At 70.5% G+C, this 17,311-nt stretch carries 17 protein-coding genes; 6 read left to right on the forward strand and 11 right to left on the reverse strand.

Features of this window, described 5'->3' with window-relative positions; translation table 11 throughout:
• Nucleotides 1-48 precede the first annotated feature (48 nt).
• A complete protein-coding gene (locus NQK81_RS07230) occupies nt 49-1,038 on the forward strand; it encodes a YeiH family protein (RefSeq protein WP_257487596.1) in 990 nt (329 codons plus the stop codon).
• Here the strand turns inward: NQK81_RS07230 and NQK81_RS07235 are convergent.
• Both NQK81_RS07235 and NQK81_RS07240 read right to left on the reverse strand, forming a co-directional pair.
• Nucleotides 1,016-2,191: an MFS transporter gene (locus NQK81_RS07235; protein WP_257487597.1), complete on the reverse strand. Its 1,176-nt coding sequence runs from the start codon at nt 2,189-2,191 to the stop codon at nt 1,016-1,018. The genes NQK81_RS07230 and NQK81_RS07235 overlap by 23 nt on opposite strands.
• Before the next feature lie 56 nt (nt 2,192-2,247).
• Entirely contained in the window at nt 2,248-3,144 is an 897-nt protein-coding gene (locus NQK81_RS07240; RefSeq protein WP_126735858.1) for a DMT family transporter, read from the reverse strand.
• Here NQK81_RS07240 and NQK81_RS07245 point away from each other — a divergent pair.
• Both NQK81_RS07245 and NQK81_RS07250 read left to right on the forward strand, forming a co-directional pair.
• Nucleotides 3,143-4,567, forward strand: coding sequence for an aminotransferase-like domain-containing protein (locus NQK81_RS07245; RefSeq protein WP_126735857.1), 1,425 nt, complete (start codon nt 3,143-3,145; stop codon nt 4,565-4,567). The genes NQK81_RS07240 and NQK81_RS07245 overlap by 2 nt on opposite strands.
• A 37-nt stretch (nt 4,568-4,604) precedes the next feature.
• Nucleotides 4,605-5,303 (forward strand): Crp/Fnr family transcriptional regulator, encoded by a 699-nt coding sequence (locus NQK81_RS07250; RefSeq protein WP_126735856.1) that lies wholly within the window; start codon nt 4,605-4,607, stop codon nt 5,301-5,303.
• On the opposite strand, the gene NQK81_RS07255 is transcribed toward NQK81_RS07250, so the two are convergent.
• On the reverse strand, nt 5,275-5,835 hold the full coding sequence (locus NQK81_RS07255; protein WP_257487598.1) for a hypothetical protein: 561 nt from the start codon (nt 5,833-5,835) through the stop codon (nt 5,275-5,277). The two genes, NQK81_RS07250 and NQK81_RS07255, sit on opposite strands and share 29 nt — an antisense overlap.
• 352 nt (nt 5,836-6,187) lie before the next feature.
• Here NQK81_RS07255 and NQK81_RS07260 point away from each other — a divergent pair, with 352 nt between their 5' ends.
• Nucleotides 6,188-7,708: a sialidase family protein gene (locus NQK81_RS07260; protein ID WP_257487599.1), complete on the forward strand. Its 1,521-nt coding sequence runs from the start codon at nt 6,188-6,190 to the stop codon at nt 7,706-7,708.
• Between the two features lie 204 nt (nt 7,709-7,912).
• On the opposite strand, the gene NQK81_RS07265 is transcribed toward NQK81_RS07260, so the two are convergent.
• From NQK81_RS07265 to NQK81_RS07285, 5 genes are all read right to left on the reverse strand, one after another.
• Complete coding sequence (locus NQK81_RS07265) at nt 7,913-9,322, reverse strand: DHA2 family efflux MFS transporter permease subunit (RefSeq protein WP_257487600.1); 1,410 nt, start codon at nt 9,320-9,322, stop codon at nt 7,913-7,915.
• Between the two features lie 81 nt (nt 9,323-9,403).
• Nucleotides 9,404-9,871, reverse strand: a complete 468-nt coding sequence (locus tag NQK81_RS07270) for a UCP014422 family protein (protein ID WP_257487601.1) — start codon at nt 9,869-9,871, stop codon at nt 9,404-9,406.
• The gene (locus NQK81_RS07275; RefSeq protein WP_034322891.1) at nt 9,872-10,141 is read right to left on the reverse strand and encodes a DUF1905 domain-containing protein; all 270 of its coding nucleotides are present in this window, start codon (nt 10,139-10,141) and stop codon (nt 9,872-9,874) included. It lies immediately after the preceding gene.
• Between the two features lie 38 nt (nt 10,142-10,179).
• Nucleotides 10,180-10,686 (reverse strand): flavodoxin domain-containing protein, encoded by a 507-nt coding sequence (locus NQK81_RS07280; RefSeq protein WP_257487602.1) that lies wholly within the window; start codon nt 10,684-10,686, stop codon nt 10,180-10,182.
• An 88-nt stretch (nt 10,687-10,774) separates the two neighbouring features.
• Complete coding sequence (locus tag NQK81_RS07285) at nt 10,775-11,983, reverse strand: nitric oxide synthase oxygenase (protein WP_257487603.1); 1,209 nt, start codon at nt 11,981-11,983, stop codon at nt 10,775-10,777.
• Between the two features lie 376 nt (nt 11,984-12,359).
• Here NQK81_RS07285 and NQK81_RS07290 point away from each other — a divergent pair, with 376 nt between their 5' ends.
• Nucleotides 12,360-13,376: a CobW family GTP-binding protein gene (locus NQK81_RS07290; RefSeq protein WP_257487604.1), complete on the forward strand. Its 1,017-nt coding sequence runs from the start codon at nt 12,360-12,362 to the stop codon at nt 13,374-13,376.
• A gap of 288 nt (nt 13,377-13,664) precedes the next feature.
• Nucleotides 13,665-13,931: a hypothetical protein gene (locus NQK81_RS07295; RefSeq protein ID WP_257487605.1), complete on the forward strand. Its 267-nt coding sequence runs from the start codon at nt 13,665-13,667 to the stop codon at nt 13,929-13,931.
• Nucleotides 13,932-13,949: 18 nt separating this feature from the next.
• Here NQK81_RS07295 and ligD read toward each other — a convergent pair whose 3' ends face one another.
• From ligD to NQK81_RS07310, 3 genes are read right to left on the reverse strand one after another with little or no spacing between them, the layout of a single operon-like run.
• A complete protein-coding gene (gene ligD / locus NQK81_RS07300; protein ID WP_257487606.1) occupies nt 13,950-14,957 on the reverse strand; it encodes a non-homologous end-joining DNA ligase in 1,008 nt (335 codons plus the stop codon).
• Entirely contained in the window at nt 14,954-16,033 is a 1,080-nt protein-coding gene (locus NQK81_RS07305) for an ATP-dependent DNA ligase (RefSeq protein WP_185927281.1), read from the reverse strand. The genes ligD and NQK81_RS07305 overlap by 4 nt, the downstream gene beginning before the upstream one ends.
• Nucleotides 16,034-16,073: 40 nt before the next feature.
• Nucleotides 16,074-17,225: a DUF1015 family protein gene (locus tag NQK81_RS07310; protein ID WP_257487607.1), complete on the reverse strand. Its 1,152-nt coding sequence runs from the start codon at nt 17,223-17,225 to the stop codon at nt 16,074-16,076.
• Nucleotides 17,226-17,311: the final 86 nt, after the last annotated feature.

Genomic DNA, 17,311 nt, shown 5'->3' on the forward strand with positions numbered 1-17,311 from the left:
TCGTAGTCCCGGCTACCGCGGTCGCCCCGTCCGGGCGAGGCTCGAACCATGAGCACCACGCACGCGAGACCGACGAAGCCCTACCTGACCGCCTTCGCGATCACCGGCGCCGGAGTGGCCGCCGCGTACCTGGTCGGCACCGCTTTCCCGGTCATCAGCGCGCTCACCATCGCCGTCGTGCTCGGTATCGTCGCCGGCTCGCTGCCTTCGCTGTCCGACGCGACCCGGAAGGCCATCGCCGGAATCACCAAGAAGCTGCTTCGCGCCGGTGTCGTGCTGCTCGGTCTGCAACTCTCGCTCCCGGCCGTCCTGGCGCTGGGCCCCGGGACGCTGATCGCCGTCGTGCTCACCGTCGGGATCACGTTCCTCGGCACGATCGGTCTCGGCAGGCTCCTCGGCGTCCCCCGCGGCCTCGGGATCCTGGTCGCGACCGGGTTCTCGATCTGCGGCGCGTCGGCCATCGCCGCCATGGAAGGCGTCGTGAAACGCGAGGACTCGGACGTCGCGACCGCGGTCGCCCTGGTCACCTTCTACGGCGGGCTCGCCATCGCCGCGGTACCGCTGATCGGCGGCTGGCTGCGGCTCGACGCGGCCCGGATCGGCGAATGGGCGGGCCTCAGCGTGCACGAGGTCGCGCAGGTCGTCGCCGCGGCCACCCCCGCCGGAAGCGCCGCCATCGCGGTCGCCATCGTGATCAAGCTCAGCCGCGTGGTCCTGCTGGCCCCGATGGTCGCCGCGGTCGGCGTGCACGAACGGCACCGGCCCGCCGACGGCAAGCGGCCGCCGCTGGTCCCGCTGTTCGTGCTCGGTTTCCTGGCCATGGCCGCCCTGCGCAGCACCGGGATCGTGCCGGGTTTCGCGCTCGACGTCGCGAAGATCGCCTGCACCCTGCTGCTGGCCGGGGCACTGTTCGGGCTGGGCTGCGCGGTCCGGATCGGCAAACTCGTCCGCACCGGCGGCCGTGCCCTGCTGCTCGGCCTGCTCTCGACCCTGCTGGTCGGGACCACCGCGCTGGTCACACTGACCGTGCTCGGCTGAGGACGACGGCCGCGAGCAGCGCGACCACGCCTCCGGTGACCATCACGGCCGGGACGGAGACCGCGTCGACGACCAGCCCGCCGAGCAGCGCGCCCGCGGAAAGCGTCGCTTGGAACGACGACGTGAACAGCACCGACGCCGCTTCGGGCGCCTGCGGAGCCGCTCTGGCGAACCACGTTCCCGAGCAGACGGGGACGGCGCCGTAGGCGAAACCCCACACCACCAGCAGCGCGAGCGCGCCCGCTTTCGTGTCGCCGAAAAACGGCAACGCGCACGTCACGGCGCCGATCAGACCCGCCGCGGCGAGGAACGTCAGCCGGAGGTCACGGGCGATCGCCGCGCCCGCGACGAAGTTGCCGGCGATCCCGGCGGTGCCGTAGACGAACAGGAAGACGGTGATCAGTTCCGGGCTCACCTGCGTCACCTGGCGCAGGAGCGGCGTGACGTAGGTGTAGGTCCCGAAATGGGCGAGCACGACCAGCACCGTGACGAGCAGGCCGAGCCGGGTCGCCCGCTCGCGGGTCATCCCGCGCAGGACACCGAGCCGGGTCGCGTCCGCCGACGGCAGCGGAGGTAACGCGAGCGCCAGCGCGGCGAGGACACCGACCGTGAAGACGGCCATCACGGCGAAAGCCGCCCGCCAGCCGAAAAGCTCGCCGAGGAACGTTCCCGCCGGCACCCCGAGAACCGAGCCGAGCGGGACCGCGGAGAAGATCACCGCGGTAGCCCTGCCCGCCTGCCGAGGGCCGACGAGCCGCTCGGCGAGGCCGGAGCCGATCGCCCAGAAGGCGCCGATCACCAGCCCGACCAGGACTCGCGAGACCAACATCGCCCAGTAGGCCGGCGCGGTCGCCGCGAGTACGTCGGCCGAGGCCAGCACCACCATCAGCGCGCACAGCAGGATCCGGCGATCCAGCCGTCCGGCGGCGACGGTGACGGCCGGGGCCGCGAGCGCGGCGAGGAAGCCCGGCAGGGTCATGGTCAGGCCCGCCGTCCCCGGCGTGATCCGGAAGTCCGCGCCGATCGGGGTCAGGAGGCCGATCGGCAGGATCTCCGTGGTGACGAGGGAGAAGATCCCGAGCGTCACCGCGAGGACGGCGAGCCATCCCTTCAGCGGGGTCCGCGCGGAGGTGTCGAGAGTCGAAGCGGTCATGTGCTTCAGCCCATCACCACGCGGGCACCGCGGTCTGGCGGATTCGCGACGTCGATCTAGCTACGCGACCGCTGGGTCACGACGATGCAGGCGACAACGATCAGCGCGGTCACCGGCGCGGCGGCCGGAAGATGCTCGCCGAGCAGCAGGACCGCCCAGACCAGGGTGAGCAGCGGCTGGGCGAGCTGCAGCTGGCTCGCCCGCGCGACCCCGATCTCGGCCATTCCCCGGTACCAGGCGAAAAAACCGCCGAACTGCGAAATGAGCGCGACGTACAGCAGGCCGACGATCCCCTCGCCGGTGATGTGCAGCGGTTCGGTCGCGAGCCCGAAGACGGCGAACGCGCCGGTCACCGGCAGCGCCATCACCAGCGCCCACGCGATCACGTGCCAGCCGGCCATCTCCCTGGCCAGCCTGCCGCCCTCGGCGTACCCGAACGCGCACAGCACGAGCGCGCCGAACAGGAACAGGTCCGCTGTGGACAGTCCGCCGCCGCTCTGCGCGACGGTGAACACGACGACGGCGCTCGCGCCGACCGCCGCGGCCAGCCAGAACCGGCGGGACGGCCGGTTCCCGGTCAGCTTCGAGGAGATGACGGCGGTGGCCAGCGGCAGCAGCCCGATCACCACCGCGGAATGCGCGGTCGACGACGTCGTCAGCGCGAGCGTGGTGAGGATCGGGAACGCGAGGACACAGCCGAGGGAGACCACGGCCAGGCCCCGCCACTGGTCGCGCCTCGGCAACGGGACCCGGAAGACACGCAGACAGGTGCCGGCGACCAGCGCGGCCAGGACGCTGCGCAGCCCGGTGGCGGTCCACGGGTCGAAACCCTTGAGCGCCCACACGGTGGCGGGGAACGTGAACGAGAAGGCGAGGACACCCAGCGCCGCCAGCGCGGTCCCGGAGCGGACCGCTACTGCCCGGTCCGCGATAGCGCTATCATCCAGTCTCATGTCCGATGGTAGCAGCGTCACCAGCCTGGTCATACAGCTGCGATCCACTTTGGAGCGCTATCCGATCGACGGAAAGCTCCCGTCGAGCCGGGAGCTGGTCCGGGAGCTGAAGGTGAGCCCGGTGACGGTGTCGCGCGCCATCGCCGCGCTGGCCGCCGAAGGACTGGTGATCACCCGGCCCGGTGCCGGTGTCTTCCGCGCCCCGCCGCCCCGCGAGGTGGCGGTGACCGGCGACGTGTCGTGGCAGGAGGTGGCGCTGAGCTCGCAGTCCGGCACCCGCGCGATCGACGCGAGCGGCGTGCTCACCGCGCTGAGCGATCCACCTTCGGGCGTCATCGACCTCAACGGCGGCTACACGCATCCGAGCCTCCAGCCGGAACGCGAACTCGCCGCGGCGTCCGCCCGCGCCGGACGCCGCCCCGGCGCGTGGACACGGCCGCCGATCTGCGGCCTGCCCGAACTGCGGGCCTGGTTCGCCCGTGACATCGGCAGCCCGGTGAACGTCGAGAACGTGCTGGTCACCTCGGGCGGGCAGAGCGCGCTGACCACGGCGTTGCGCGCGCTCGGCGCTCCCGGCGCACCGGTGCTGGTGGAATCCCCGACCTATCCGGGGATGCTCGCCATCGCGCGGGCGTCGGGGCTGCGGCCGGTCCCGGTGCCGATCGACCGCGACGGCGTCCGGCCCGAGCTGCTCGCCGACGCCTTCCGCGACACGGGCGCCCGGCTGTTCGTCTGCCAGCCCGCGTTCCAGAACCCGACCGGCGCGGTGCTGTGCGCCGAACGCCGCGCCGAGGTCCTGCGGATCGCGCGTGACGCGGGCGCTTTCGTCATCGAGGACGATTTCGCCCGGCTGATGGCGCATCCCGGCAGCCCGGCTCCCCCGCCGCCGCTCGTGGCCGACGACCCCGACGGCGTCGTGGTGCACATCCGCTCGCTCACGAAACCGGCGTCACCGAGCCTGCGGATCAGCGCGCTGGCCGCGCGCGGACCGGCGCTGGAACGACTGCGCGGGCTCCACGCCGTCGAGAGCTTCTTCGTGCCGCGCCCGCTGCAGGAGACCGCGCTCGAACTGGTGAGTTCTCCCGCTTGGGGCCGCCACCTGCGAACCCTCGCTTCCTCGTTGCGGGAACGCCGCGACGTCGCCGTCTCGGCGCTGCGGGAGTTCCTGCCGACCTGGACGGCCGTGCCGGTCCCGACCGGGGGTTACCACCTGTGGCAGCCGCTCCCCGGTTTCGTCGACGAAGTAGCGCTGACCAGCGCCGCTTTCCGTGCCGGAGTAGCGGTCACCCCCGGCAGGATGTACTTCGCGGCCGAGGCTCCGGGACCTTATCTGCGCCTGAGCTACGTCAGCGCCGCGACCGGCGCGCAGCTACGCGAGGGCGTCCAGCGCCTTTCCCAGGCGTACCAGGAGATCCCCGGCTGACGTCTCGTACGATCGCGCACGGAGGCGACGAAAAGGCATGACACAGCCGGCGGCGGCGCCGCACGATCCACCCGGCAGGCTCTGGGAGCTGCTCGACGACGGCCAGCGCAAGGCGCTGCGTGCCGGGGCCGAACTGCGCCGGTACCCGGCGGGCACGGTGATCATCCGCGAGGGTGACCGGTCGGACTGGGTGCTGATCCTGATGACCGGGCGGGTCAAGATCACCTCGGTGTCCACCGGCGGCTACGACGCCGTGCTGGCCGTCCGCGATCCGGGCGACATCATCGGCGAGATGGCGTCGATGGACGGCAGCCTGCGCTCGGCCACGGCGATCGCCGTCGAGCCGGTCACCGGCCTGTGGCTGTCCTCGCGCGCGTTCAACGCCGTGCTCCGCGAGCATCCCGGCATCTCCGTGGTCCTGCTCCGGATCATCACCTCCCGGCTGCGCTACGCGAACTCGCGCCGCACCGAATTCGGCGACAGCACCGCCGCCGAACGCATCGCGGCGATCCTGGTCGACCTGGCCGAGCGGTACGGCGTGCCCGTCGCCGACGGCACCCTGATCGCCCTGCGGATCAGCCAGCGCGACCTGGCCGGGCTCGCGTCCGCGTCGCGGGAGGCCGTCGCGCGGACCCTGCGGACCCTGCGTGCCGACGGGCTGCTCAGCACCGGCCGCCAGCGGCTGGTCGTGCGGAGCGTGAACGACCTCAGGCAGCTGGCACCCGACGACCGCTGAGCCGCCATGGCAGGCCGAAGTGCCGTGCCACGCGCGCTCCGGTGGCCAGGAACAGTTTCCGCACGCGCGGCTCGTTCTCCGGATCGAAGTCCGGTGTGGACTCGATCAGCCTCGCGAGTTCGCGGACGAGCTCGGCCGCGGCCTTCCCCGGCACCAGCAGCACCCGCACCGGCGCGAGGCTGCGCACCGCGGGCGGTGGCGCGATGAGGTCGACCCGGGTACGGACCAGGCCGGTCAGCCTCAGCAGGCGGAGAACGGCGCCCGTCACCGCCCACGCCACCAGTTCCGCCACGAGGACGGGCGACAGGATCAGCGCCACCCCGGCGGCCTGCCCGACGGCGATCCCCAGCATCAGCCAGTCCCCGACGTCCAGGCGTTCTTCCCGCGTGGACCGGCCGCGGTGCCGGGTGAACGACACTTCGCGGTAGCGCTCGCTTTCGGTGACGATCGCGAGCGGGCGGATCCGGCGCAACCAGGGCGCGAACCGGCGCACGATCAGCCACTCCCCGCCTTCGGCATCGGTCACTCGCATCGCGTTCCCCCTCGTCGGTGTGCGGTACTCCGACGACGCGCCGGCCGTTACCGTTCCCCCGGGCCGGCAACCGCCGGTGGGTCCCGCCACCGGCCGGACCCACCGGCGCCACGACGCGAACCGGTGATCGGCCGCCCCTCACCCTCTCCGGATCGATCACCGTCATCGGCCCTCCCTTCCGATCTCGCGCCGTGTCCGGCGGGAACGAGCCTGGCAGGGATCATCGCGTCGTTCTGTGTCACCTGACACAAAGCGCGAAACCGGGTTGTACGCGGCTTGTACGACGGCTGTACGAGCCGGAAGGACTCTGATGCCCCGTCACCTGAACCGAAATCCAGGACGGAGTCATCCCGTGAAGATCTCCCGCGTCGCACAGGGCCTGTTCGCGGCCCTCGTCGCCACCGCGGCGGTCGGCGCAGCCCCGGCCACCTCCCTCGCCGCGCCGGCCACCGGCGACCAGTTCTCGGCCGCCGCGGTCGGGAACACGTTGGTGTACAAAGAGAAAACAGAAGGTTACGACTGTTTCAGAATCCCCGCCATCGTCAAGGCGAACAACGGCGAACTGCTCGCGTTCGCCGAAGGCCGCAACGGCGGAGCCAGCTTCTGCAACGACCGCGGCGACATCGATCTCGTCGTCAAACGCTCCGCCGACAACGGCAAGACCTGGAGCGCCCCGAAGGTCGTCATCGAGGGTTTCGGTGACACCAAAGGAAACCCGACACCGATCGTGATCCCGTCCACCGGGCGGATCGTGCTGCTTTCGGTGATGGAATGCGTCAAGAACCCCGACTGCAACCGGATTCCGCGGGTCTCGATCAGCGACGACCACGGCAAGACCTGGACCGCGCCCAAGGTGCTCACCACGCAACTCGGGTTCAGCGCCGCGCCCGGCTGGCTCGCGACCGGGCCGTCGCACGGCATCGTGCTGACCCGCGGCGCGCACGCGGGCCGCATCGTCGCCGGGATGAGTTACACCATGGACGGCAAGAACAGCGGCGCGCTCATCTACAGCGACGACCAGGGTGTTACCTGGAAGCGCGGCGCCACCGACACCCCGGCCGCGTCGGCCGAGCTGAACCCGCAGGAGATCAGCGTCACCGAACTGCTCGACGGCCGGGTCTACGCCGCGGCGCGCAACCAGGCCAACAACGACGACAAGTGTCTCAGCGGCGGCGCCAAGAACCGTGCCTACGCCATCAGCTCCGACGGCGGGGCGAGCTTCTCCACCAAGTTCTCGTTCGAGGAGGATCTGATCACCCCCGTGGTGCAGGCCTCGACCGCGCGGATGACCGCGACCGACAAGGCGGGCAAGTACAACCGGATCCTGTTCGCCGCGCCGTCGGTCTGCGACCGCCGCAAGGAACTCGTCGTGCGGTCGTCGTTCGACGAGGGCGCGAACTGGCAGGGCAACTCCGCGGGAACGCTGGTGTGGAGCGGTGACGCCGCGTACTCCGACATGGTCCAGCTGTCCTCGGGTTCGGTCGGCGTGCTGTACGAAGCGGGCCCGGCGGGGAACGCCAACGAGACCATCCGCTTCTCCACCGTCACCGAGCCGGCCCTCGGCGCCCCGGTGTGCGGCGGCGGATACGGCGTGATCGACTCGGCCCCGCTGGGGACGGCGGGCACGGTTTACCTGTCCTACAACGCTTCCAACGGGCAGAACTGTGTCAGCACGATGAAGAGCGCGTCCGCGGGCACCGCGACCGCGACGTCGGCCTACCTCGAGGTGGCGGGCTCGTCCCGGATCACCGATTCCGGATCGTTCTCGTGGTTCGCCGGCCCGGTGAAAGCGGCCGCGGCCGGCAAATGCGTGAAGTGGGGCGGTTCCGCGGGCGGGACGTCGTACAACAGCCCCTCGGAACACTGCGGCTGAGCGTCTGCTGGAGCCGGTGTCGCGAAAGCCACTTTCGGGACGTCTGATGTCCCGAAAGTGGCTTTCGCGACCTGATCACCAGGACCGTGCCGGCCCAGCCACGACCGACGTTGCGAAAGCCACTTTCGCAACGTCGAAGGTTGCGAAAGTGGCTTTCGCGACACCGGCTCCAGCCCGGCAGAACCGCGGCACCACCGAATGGGGTCACCCGCGGCGCGTCACCCACCAGAGCCGCGCGCCCAGCACCGCGGCGACCGCGGCCGAGGCGGTGAGCCACCAGAACGTCGCCCGGAACGCCGAGTCCGCGCCGGCGGGCAACAGGTTCGCCAGTACGACGGCGAACAGGGCCGTCCCGGCCGCGCCGCCGACGCGGCTGACGATGTTGATCTGCGCGGCCGCGTCGGGCAGCTGCTCCTTGGTGACGGCCGCGTACCCGGCCGTCGTCGCGGGCATCAGCAGGAACGCGACGGCGATTCCCCTGGCCAGCAACAGGATCTGCACGACGACGCCGTCCGGCGGGAACCCGCCGATGGCGAAGGGAACGGTGGTGGCGAGCGTCGCGACACTCCCCCAGGCGGCGACCAGGCCCGCGCCGTAGCGGTCGGTGAGCTTGCCGGAGATCGGCAACGCGATCGCCGTGCCGACCCCGAGCCCCATCAGCAGCAGCCCAGTCTCGACGACCCCGCTCCCGCCCAGCACCTGGAAGTACAGCGGCAGCAGGAAAAGCGCGCCGAACAACGCGGGCGCGGCGAAGAAGGACAACACGACCGCCGCGGTGTAGACGCGGCTCCGGAGCAGCGTCAGGTCCATGACCGGGTTCTCCCGGCCCCACGACCGCCGGACGAACAGCGCCAGCAGCACGACCCCCGCGACGAGCGGCACCAGCACCCCGGCACCGAACTCTTCACCGCCTTCACCCCAGGTGGTGAGCCCGTACAACAAGGCCGGGATTCCCGCGCTCACCAGGACGAAGCCGAACCAGTCCGGCCGGGTCACGGCGCCCTTCTCACCACGGGGCACCAATCGCAGCCCGAGTACCAGCGCGATCACGCCGACCGGGATGTTGATCAGGAACAGCCACTCCCACGACAGACCGCGGAGCAGGACGCCGCCGAGGACCGGGCCGAACGTCGGGCCGACGCTCATCACGATGCCCAGCGTCCCCATGACGCGGCCGAGCCGGGCGGGCCCGACCGCCTGACCGAGCACCGTCTGCCCGGCGGGCAGGAGCAGCCCGGCTGCGAGTCCCTGCAGCACCCGCAGCCCGATCAGCCAGCCCACGTTCCCGGCGAGCGCGCACAGCACCGACGCCACGGTGAACGCCGCCAGCGAAGCCAGCCAGACCCGGCCGGCGCCGAACCGGCGGCTGAGCCAGCCGCACAACGGCAGCGCGACCGCCAGCGCGACCAGGTACGCGGTGAAAACCCATTGCACGGAAGCGATTCCGGCGCCGAGTTCTCGGGTGAGCGTCTCGGCGCCGACCGCGAGGACCGTGGTGTCCAGCATGGTCATGAACGCGCCGAGCACGATCACCCAGGCCATCCGCCAGGCCTCGGCCGGCACCTTGTCCGGCGGCGGGACCGTGTTCGCCCGCCGTTCCAGCGAAACAGCCATCGGAGTGTTCTCCTCACGTGCCCCAGGGATCTTGACCTGGCTCACGCTAAGACCTCGACTTAACTCAAGGTCAAGCGAAGATCACTTCGGCGGACGCTGCCGGGGGGAAAGCTTGGTGAGCGCCAAGTCCTCCAGCCTGCTCGAGATCTCCGCGATCCCGGCGTCGAACCGCTCCAGGTCCACGCCCTTGGCAGTGAGGTCTTCGCGGACGTGCTTCTCGACCTTCGCCCAGTCGTTGCGGTACCGGGTGGCGAGTTCCTTCCACGGCACGCCGGCCAGCCCGGCGGTGAGACCGCCGTCGTAGGCGAGCACGCCGCGCTCCATCAGGTACGCGATACCCGGGTACCCGAGATAGCCCTGCCAGTAGGACCCGTTGTCGTTGGCCGTGATCGACCCCGCCGCCGGATCATGGCGGACGTCGTAGATCTTGGCCTTGTCCGACGACGCGACCCGCGCGGTGTCGCCGTCGACCTCGACCCGCCCGTCGGCGACCGCGCCGAGTGCCTCGTAGATCTTGATGACCGGGGACGGCTTCCAGCCCGCGGCCACTCAGCCCTCCAGCCGTTCGAGCAGGACGACCTCCACCGTGTCCCCCTCCTCCTTGCCGATCGCCTTGCGCACGTCGGCCTTCACCGGCAGCTTGTGGGTGCCGTCGCCCAGCGCCATGAACGAACTCCGGAACGGGTGCCCGTCGACGGTGCCGCGGACCTTCACCAGCCCCTTGGTGCCGAAGAACTCGGCGGAGCCGGGCATGACCACATACGTCCAGCCGCCCTTCTCCGGGCTCTTGACCAGCGTCGCAGTGAACCGTTTGTCCATGGGGGCACCCTACGGCAGGGCACCGACAAAACGGTCTTTCAGAGTGCGACGCGGCTGCGCACGCGGCGGCCGACGTCACGCGCCCAAGCCCGGATCGACGGCCAGTCCCGGAAGTCGCCCGCCCACGGGCCCGCGGCCATGATCTTCCAGAACAGGCCGCTCGCGGTGGCCGGGGTGAGCCTGCCGCCGAAGGTGGCCGTGCGCTCGGCGTCGATCCTCGCGGCCAGCAGGGCGACCCCCGCGGGCAGGCTCACCCGTTTGCCCGCGGCGAGCGGCCCGCACGGCCCGCTGTGGAACAACCAGACCGGCCGGCTCCGGAGCGCTTCCTCGTGCTCGGTGAGCAGGCGCACCGCCTCCGGGCGCCAGCGCCGGTGGTAGAGCGCGCTTCCGACGATCACCGCGCTGTACGGCTCGACGTCTTCGACCTCGGCCGCGTCCAGCAGATCGGCCGCCAGCCCGCTTTCCCGCAGCTCGGCGGCGATCACCTCGGCGATCTCCCTTGTCCCACCGGTTCTGCCGGCATGGGCGACGAGCACTGCGGTCATGCCGCCATTGTCCGCGCGGCCGCCTGCCGCGCCACCGGCCGGCCCATCGACACGCCGCATTCGGCTCACCTCTTCACCCGTCGGAGCGTTACCCGGGAGGCAGGAACGCCGGTCTCGCCGCCGGATCGGGTTCGTCGTAGTAACGGTGGAACACGGCGGTCTGCCCGCCGGACAGCGGCGGGACTATCCAGCTCCATTCGGCCTGGCAACGGCGTCCCGCGCGCTCCTCCTTGGCGATATGCGTGAGGAACCGCCGCGATTCGGTGTGGTGGTCGGCGACGGTCACGCCCGCCGCGTCGAAGGAGTGCTGGACGGCCAGCGTCAGTTCGACGAGCGCGCGGTCGCGCCACAGGGTGCGTTCCGACTTCATCGACAGGCCCATCAGGTCCGCGATCACCGGCAGCAGGTCGTAGCGGTCGGTGTCGGCCAGGTTGCGCGCGCCGATCTCGGTGCCGAGGTACCAGCCGTTGAACGGTGCCGCCGGATAGGTGATCCCGCCGACGACCAGCCGCATGTCGCTGATCGCCGGTACCGCGTGCCAGCGCAGCCCGAGCCCGGCGAACCAGCGGTGGTCGGGATGCGACAACGGAACCTCCAGCACGGCGTCCGGCGGCAGCCGGAAAAGGCGCCGCTCCCCCGGTTCCGATTCGATGAGCAGCGGGAGGACGTCGAACGATCCCTTGCGCTCGGGCGGGCGCCAGCCGTGCGCCTGGACGGTCTCGGTGAAGCCGGCGTAGCGCGGATCGCCCAGCACCGAGCCGTCGCTCAGCCGGTAGCCGGCGTACCGGACGAGCTGGTCGTTGTGGATCTTCGGGCCGGGCCCCGCCGGGCCGTCCGGCGCGAACACGGTGATGGTCGGGCGGATCCGGCCGCCCCGGGTCGCCTCCCGCAAATGGGTGACGCACTCCTCGGCGATGGCGGCGGCTCCGACCACGTCCCGGCGGTCCCGCACCCTCAGCCCTTGCCAGTAAAGCCTGCCGATGCACCGGGCGGAGTTCCGCCAGGCCACCCGCGCGCCGAACTCGATCTCGGCCGTCGTGTGCCGGTACGTGCCGGTGTCACCGATCTCGGCGCGGACCCGGTCGAGCCGCTCGCGCAGCCGCGCCGGCCCAGCGTCCGTTTCGGCGTGGAAGAGCCGGAGGAAGTCCTCCGCCTCGGCGACGTCCACGCTCCGTTCCCGCGGCGCCACCTCCGGAGGCAAGCGAGGGATATCCGTCACCCGCATGGAGGCCGTCGCCACCTCGGCTTCCCACTCTCCGAATTCGACGCCGGCACCGGCGGCGGGAACGATCACCATTCCTCCTGCACTCGGAAATGCCCGGAGAGATCATGCCTGATCGGCGAGATGGCCGGGTCCGGACCAGACGAAAGACGATACCCCACGGAAAGACCGCCACGATCCTCCAAATGGCAGAAGCTTCGCCTGCGGTGACATTTCTCCAGCTAGAACACTTGCGGACGACAATATTTGGAATTGCGTAAGACTTCGCAGGATATTCACCGAAATGGATCGCGCGAAATGATCACATCCGGTCAAGATCACTTTATGATCGTCGTTAATCACTCTTTCGAGCGTATTCGACGGCGAGCCCTTCTGTTCTTTCCCCGTGCCGGTGTATTGGCCCGCTCCGGCCGTCGCTAGAGTGCGGAGAGCTCCGACGGAAAGGAAAATCGTGGTCGACAGGCGGATTCCGGTCATCCTGGTCGCGGGCTTCCTCGGCTCCGGCAAGACCACCCTGCTCAATCACCTGCTGGCCAACCGGCAGGGGGCGCGGATCGGGGTGGTGGTCAACGACTTCGGCAGCATCGCGGTCGACGCGATGGCCGTCTCCGGCCAGGTCGACACCATGATGTCGTTCGGCAACGGCTGCCTGTGCTGCGCCGTCGACGCGAGCGGGCTCGACGCCATGCTCGCGAAGCTTTCCGAGGCCGAGGCCGGCATCGACGTCATCGTGATCGAAGCCAGCGGCCTCGCCGAACCGCGTGACCTCATCCGCCTGATGATCGCCAGCGAGAACCCCGCCATCGCCTATGGCGGCCTGGTCGAACTCGTCGACGCCGCCGAGTTCGAGACGACCAGGAAACGGCACCCCGAGCTGGACGAGCATCTCGGGTTCGCCGACCTGGTGGTGCTCAACAAGATCGACCGGGCCGACGAGGACACCCTGAGCAAACTGCGCGGCACGATCGACGAGATCGCGCCCGGCACGCCGGTGATCGCGACCTCCCACGGCCGGATCGACCCCACCCTGTTCTTCGACGCCCGGCCGCGCGAACGGGTGGGCCAGCTGTCGTTCGACGACCTCCGCGAGGAGGAGCACGACCACGAGCACCACTTCCACACCGCGTACGACAGCGTCGCCTTCACCACCGAACAGCCGCTGGACCCGCGACGGCTGATGGACTTCCTCGAACAGCGCCCCGGCGGGCTCTACCGGATCAAGGGTTTCCTCGACTTCGGCCCGAACGGCCCGCGGTCCCGGTTCGGCTTGCACACCGTCGGCTCCTTCATCCAGCTGGACCGGTCGGCGTGGCCCGCCGGCCTGCCGCGCCGGAGCGAACTGGTGCTGATCGGTTCGGGGATCGACACCGAGGCCGTCACCGCGCGTCTCGAAGAATGCGTCGCGGACGATCCCGACGTCGTCGACGACCGGGCCATGCTGCGCGTGCTGCGGTTCATTCAGGACTGACACGCCGACGTCCGCGCCCGATCTCGCGTGTCCAGAGGCGTAACTCACGTGATCGAAGGCGTAACTCGCGTGTTTGGCGGCGTAACTCAGCACCGGGGCGAGTTACGCCTCCAAACACGCGAGTTACGCCCCCAAGCACGCGAGTTACGCCCGTAATCACGCGTGTCCGGACCGGACGCGCCTTGACACGCCGAAAGGCGGAAATACCGGGAATCGCGGCGTGTCTCGCCGACACTGGCGTGCGGAAGGAATCTCGAGCTGGACCACCTGTATCGGGAGGACAGTTCCATGACGAACACCGCCGGACGCTGGTACCTGGTCGGCGCGCTGCCGGAGGACTCCCCCGCCGCGCATCTGATGACCCGCTCCGAAGACCTCCGCTACCGGCGTTCCGCCTGCGGGGACAAGGAAGCCCGGCTGTGGACGCCGGTGGATCTCACCACCACCGACGTCGCCCCGTGCCCCCGGTGCGCCGCGACCCTCCCCGGCCACCGGTCCACCCGCAAGGCCAAACCCGCCGCGAACACGCAACTTGCTTTCGACCTGCCACTCTGACTCCCCGCATTCAGAGGACTAAACGCCGTCTTTCTTCGCCCGGCTCGGCGCGACCCGGGGCGGCTCGTTCGGCATCTTCGGGTAGACGGGCGGCCATGGCGCGTCCATCAGGCCGTTCGCCATGTCCTTTCTGGACATTTCGAGCAACGGCTCGATCGACTGGGGTTCCGTTCCCGCCCAAGGATCTCCGCGTTCGGCCAGCAGAGCGGGCACAGTGGACAGGGTGAGCTTGTCCGGCTCGACGGTCTCCAGTTCGTCCCAGGAGATCGGCGTCGACACCTGCCCGCCGACCCGAGGCCGTACGCACCACGCGCCGAACACCGTCTTGTGCGGCGCGTTCTGGTTGAAGTCGACGAACACGCGGGAGCCGCGTTCTTCCTTCCACCACTGCGCCGTCATCTCCTCCGGGTGGCGGCGTTCGAGCTCGCGGGCGAGCGCGACGGCGGCCGCGCGGACCTCGTAGCCGTCCCATTTCGGTTCCAACGGCACGTAGAGATGCAGACCGCGCGAGCCCGAGGTCTTCAGCTGCGCGGTGATACCCAGCTCTTCGAGCAACGCCTTCGCCAGGACGGCTCCGTGCCGCAGCTCGGGGAACCCGATCCCCGGCGACGGGTCGAGGTCGATGCGGAGCTGGTCGCTGATGTCCAGCGCGTCGGCCCGGTTCGGCCAGACGTGGAACCCGAGGCAGCCCTGGTTCACCGCCCAGATGATGTGCGCGAGGTCCTTCGCCACGAGCGCGTCCGAGGTGGTGCCGTTCGGGGTGGACACCACCGTCGTGGTCAGCCAGGCCGGCGCGTTCTTCGGGACCCGCTTCTGGAACCACGACTTCCCGCCCGCGCCGTCGGGATAGCGTTCCAGCAGCAGGGGCCTGCCGCCGAGTTGCGCCTGCAGCGGCACCGAGACGGCGCGGTAGTACTCGACGAGGTCCAATTTGGTCTCGCCGTTCTCCGGGAAGTAGACCTTGCCCGGATTGGACACCGTGAACTCGACGCCGTCGAGGTCCAGCGTGACCGGCTCTGCCTTCATGTCTCCCCCAGCTCGGTGAACAAGGTGGCCAGCTCGGCGGGCGGGACCTCTTCGAGCTGCGCGTACGTGCACGAGGCAGGCTCGCGGTCGGGGCGGAAGCGCACGAGCCTTCCACCGTGACGGAACCTCGTGCCCTCGACGTGTTCATAGCGGACTTCGGCGACCCACTCGATGCGGAGCGGCTCCCAGCTCAGGTCCTTCTGCGGCGCCCACCGGCTCCCCGCGCCCGGCATGCGGCCGCCCGCCTCTTCGTGGGTCTCGGCCCACTCGCGCCACGGATGATTCTCCAGCGCGTTCTCCCGCAGCGGCGCGAGCTCGTCCACCAGCTCACGACGCCTGGCGGCGGTGAAACTGCTGGCCACGCCCACACTGTGCAGGACGCCTTCGTCGTTGTAGAGCCCGAGCAGCAGCGACCCGACGCCGACGCCGTCCTTGTGCCACCGGAACCCGGCGACGACGCAGTCCGCCGTCCGCTGGTGCTTGACCTTCCACATCACCCGTTTGTCCTGTTCGTACGGCGCGTCGGCCGGTTTGGCCATCACGCCGTCGAAACCCGCTCCCTCGAACCGGGTGAACCAGTCCTGGGCGACGTCGGGATCCTCGGACAGCGGAGTGAGGTGGACCCGGGCGAGCTTCGTGTCGACGACGCCTTCGAGCAGCTTCCGCCGCTCCGCGAACGGTTCGGGCGTCAGATCCCGGTCGTCCAGCGCGAGCAGGTCGAACACCACGAAACTGGCGGGCGTCTCCGCGGCCAGCTTGTTCACCCGGGACGCCGCCGGGTGCAGGCGCAGCTGGAGCGTCTCGAAGTCGAGCCCGCCCTCGGTGACCAGCACGATTTCGCCGTCGACGACACAGCGCTCGGGCAGCGCGTCCTTCAGCAGCTCGACCAGCTCGGGGAAGTACCTCGTGAGCGGCCTGTCGTTACGCGAGCCCAGCACGACCTCGTCGCCGTCGCGGAAGACCACGCAACGGAAGCCGTCCCACTTCGGCTCGTACAGCAGCCCCGGCGTGCGCGGCAGTTCGTGCACGGCCTTGGCCAGCATCGGCTTGACGGGTGGCATCACGGGCAGTTCCACGAGGCCGATCCTAGGCCGCGTCACCGACAAAAGCGCGGGATCACAGTTCGGCCAGGAGGAGCCCGCTCCGCGGTTTCGGCGTGAAATACGTGGCCTTCCTCGGCATCCGCGATCCGGCCGCGTGCACGGCGAGCACCTCCGCGTACGGAACCGGAGCAAGCAGGAATACCGCGTCCGCGTCTTCGGGCACCGGCGCGCCCGGCAGCAGGGGGTGCACGTTCGGCCCTTCCGGATCGACGCCGAGCGCCCCGCGAAGCAACTCCTGCTCCACCACGGCGTGGTCACCGCCCGCCTTGCCGAGCGTCACCCGGAACGCCGGCCCGCCCGCCAGCACGGTCACCTCGCCCGGTTCGGCGGGCGGCCCCGGCGGACCGGGATGGACGTCGAATCCCGCCTCCGTCCATCGCCGGACCAGGGTGGCCGGGTCGAGACCGGTGCCGGCGAGCACCCGGTGGATGGGCCCGATCCGCAGCCCCGGCCCGCCGGTGACCAGCGCGAGCAACGCGCCGCGCCCCGAAGCCGCGGCGGCCGCGACCCGGTGGTTGCCGTCCGCGACCAGGAGATCCAGGCCGTCCAGGGCCGCCAGCAGTTCGTCCTGGGCCTGCCCGGGACCGGCGAGCCACAGTTCGTGCTTGCGCCCCGGTCCGTCCACTGTGGACAGGCTGGGCACCTGCCCCCGGCAGATCCGTTCGATCAGCGCGGTCAGCTCCCGGCCACCCGTCGCGGGGACGAGCATCGCGGCGCTCGTCGCGACACCGAGCCCGGCCAGCATCGCCGCCCGCTCCGCGACGACGTCCGGATAGACGTCCTCGGTGTGCCGCACCCTGGTCACCCCGTCGTCGCGGACCGCGGCCGGATCGACCAGGCACAGCACGCCCAGCGCGACCCCGTCCGGCCCATCGATGCGATAGGGCGCGACGACGTCGGAGACCGGCCGGTAGTGCCGCTTCCGGATCCGCTCGAACGTGGCCCTGGCCTGCGGCAATGCCGCCTCGATCGACAGGCCGCCCGCCAGCGCGGCCGGCGTCCTCGCCGGATGCTGGACCGCCAGCAGGCTGTCGCCGTGCGCGCCGGCGAGCGCGGCCTCGACCCGGCCCGGGTCGGCGAACTCGTCGACGTCCGGGCCCGGGACGCTGTCGCGGACGGCCCAGCCACGGCCGATCGGGCGGATCCAGGTGCTCATCCGATCCATTTTGCGGGATAGCTCACGGAAAAAATCGGTCCCATGACCGGGTGTCTCCATGGAATGCTTACCCATGCGAAGTAGTTGACGTCGTT

This window comes from Amycolatopsis roodepoortensis (assembly GCF_024628825.1).
GTDB lineage: Bacteria > Actinomycetota > Actinomycetes > Mycobacteriales > Pseudonocardiaceae > Amycolatopsis > Amycolatopsis roodepoortensis.

Bases quoted from the DNA above. Each gene is read 5' to 3' on its own strand.
- NQK81_RS07230 (WP_257487596.1), top strand. From the start codon at position 49: ATGAGCACCACGCACGCGAGACCGACGAAGCCCTACCTGACCGCCTTC.
- NQK81_RS07235 (WP_257487597.1), bottom strand. From the start codon at position 2,191: ATGACCGCTTCGACTCTCGACACCTCCGCGCGGACCCCGCTGAAGGGA.
- NQK81_RS07245 (WP_126735857.1), top strand. From the start codon at position 3,143: ATGTCCGATGGTAGCAGCGTCACCAGCCTGGTCATACAGCTGCGATCC.
- NQK81_RS07240 (WP_126735858.1), bottom strand. From the start codon at position 3,144: ATGAGACTGGATGATAGCGCTATCGCGGACCGGGCAGTAGCGGTCCGC.
- NQK81_RS07250 (WP_126735856.1), top strand. From the start codon at position 4,605: ATGACACAGCCGGCGGCGGCGCCGCACGATCCACCCGGCAGGCTCTGG.
- NQK81_RS07255 (WP_257487598.1), bottom strand. From the start codon at position 5,835: ATGCGAGTGACCGATGCCGAAGGCGGGGAGTGGCTGATCGTGCGCCGG.
- NQK81_RS07265 (WP_257487600.1), bottom strand. From the start codon at position 9,322: ATGGCTGTTTCGCTGGAACGGCGGGCGAACACGGTCCCGCCGCCGGAC.
- NQK81_RS07275 (WP_034322891.1), bottom strand. From the start codon at position 10,141: ATGGACAAACGGTTCACTGCGACGCTGGTCAAGAGCCCGGAGAAGGGC.
- NQK81_RS07280 (WP_257487602.1), bottom strand. From the start codon at position 10,686: ATGACCGCAGTGCTCGTCGCCCATGCCGGCAGAACCGGTGGGACAAGG.
- NQK81_RS07285 (WP_257487603.1), bottom strand. From the start codon at position 11,983: ATGGTGATCGTTCCCGCCGCCGGTGCCGGCGTCGAATTCGGAGAGTGG.
- NQK81_RS07295 (WP_257487605.1), top strand. From the start codon at position 13,665: ATGACGAACACCGCCGGACGCTGGTACCTGGTCGGCGCGCTGCCGGAG.
- ligD (WP_257487606.1), bottom strand. From the start codon at position 14,957: ATGAAGGCAGAGCCGGTCACGCTGGACCTCGACGGCGTCGAGTTCACG.
- NQK81_RS07310 (WP_257487607.1), bottom strand. From the start codon at position 17,225: ATGGATCGGATGAGCACCTGGATCCGCCCGATCGGCCGTGGCTGGGCC.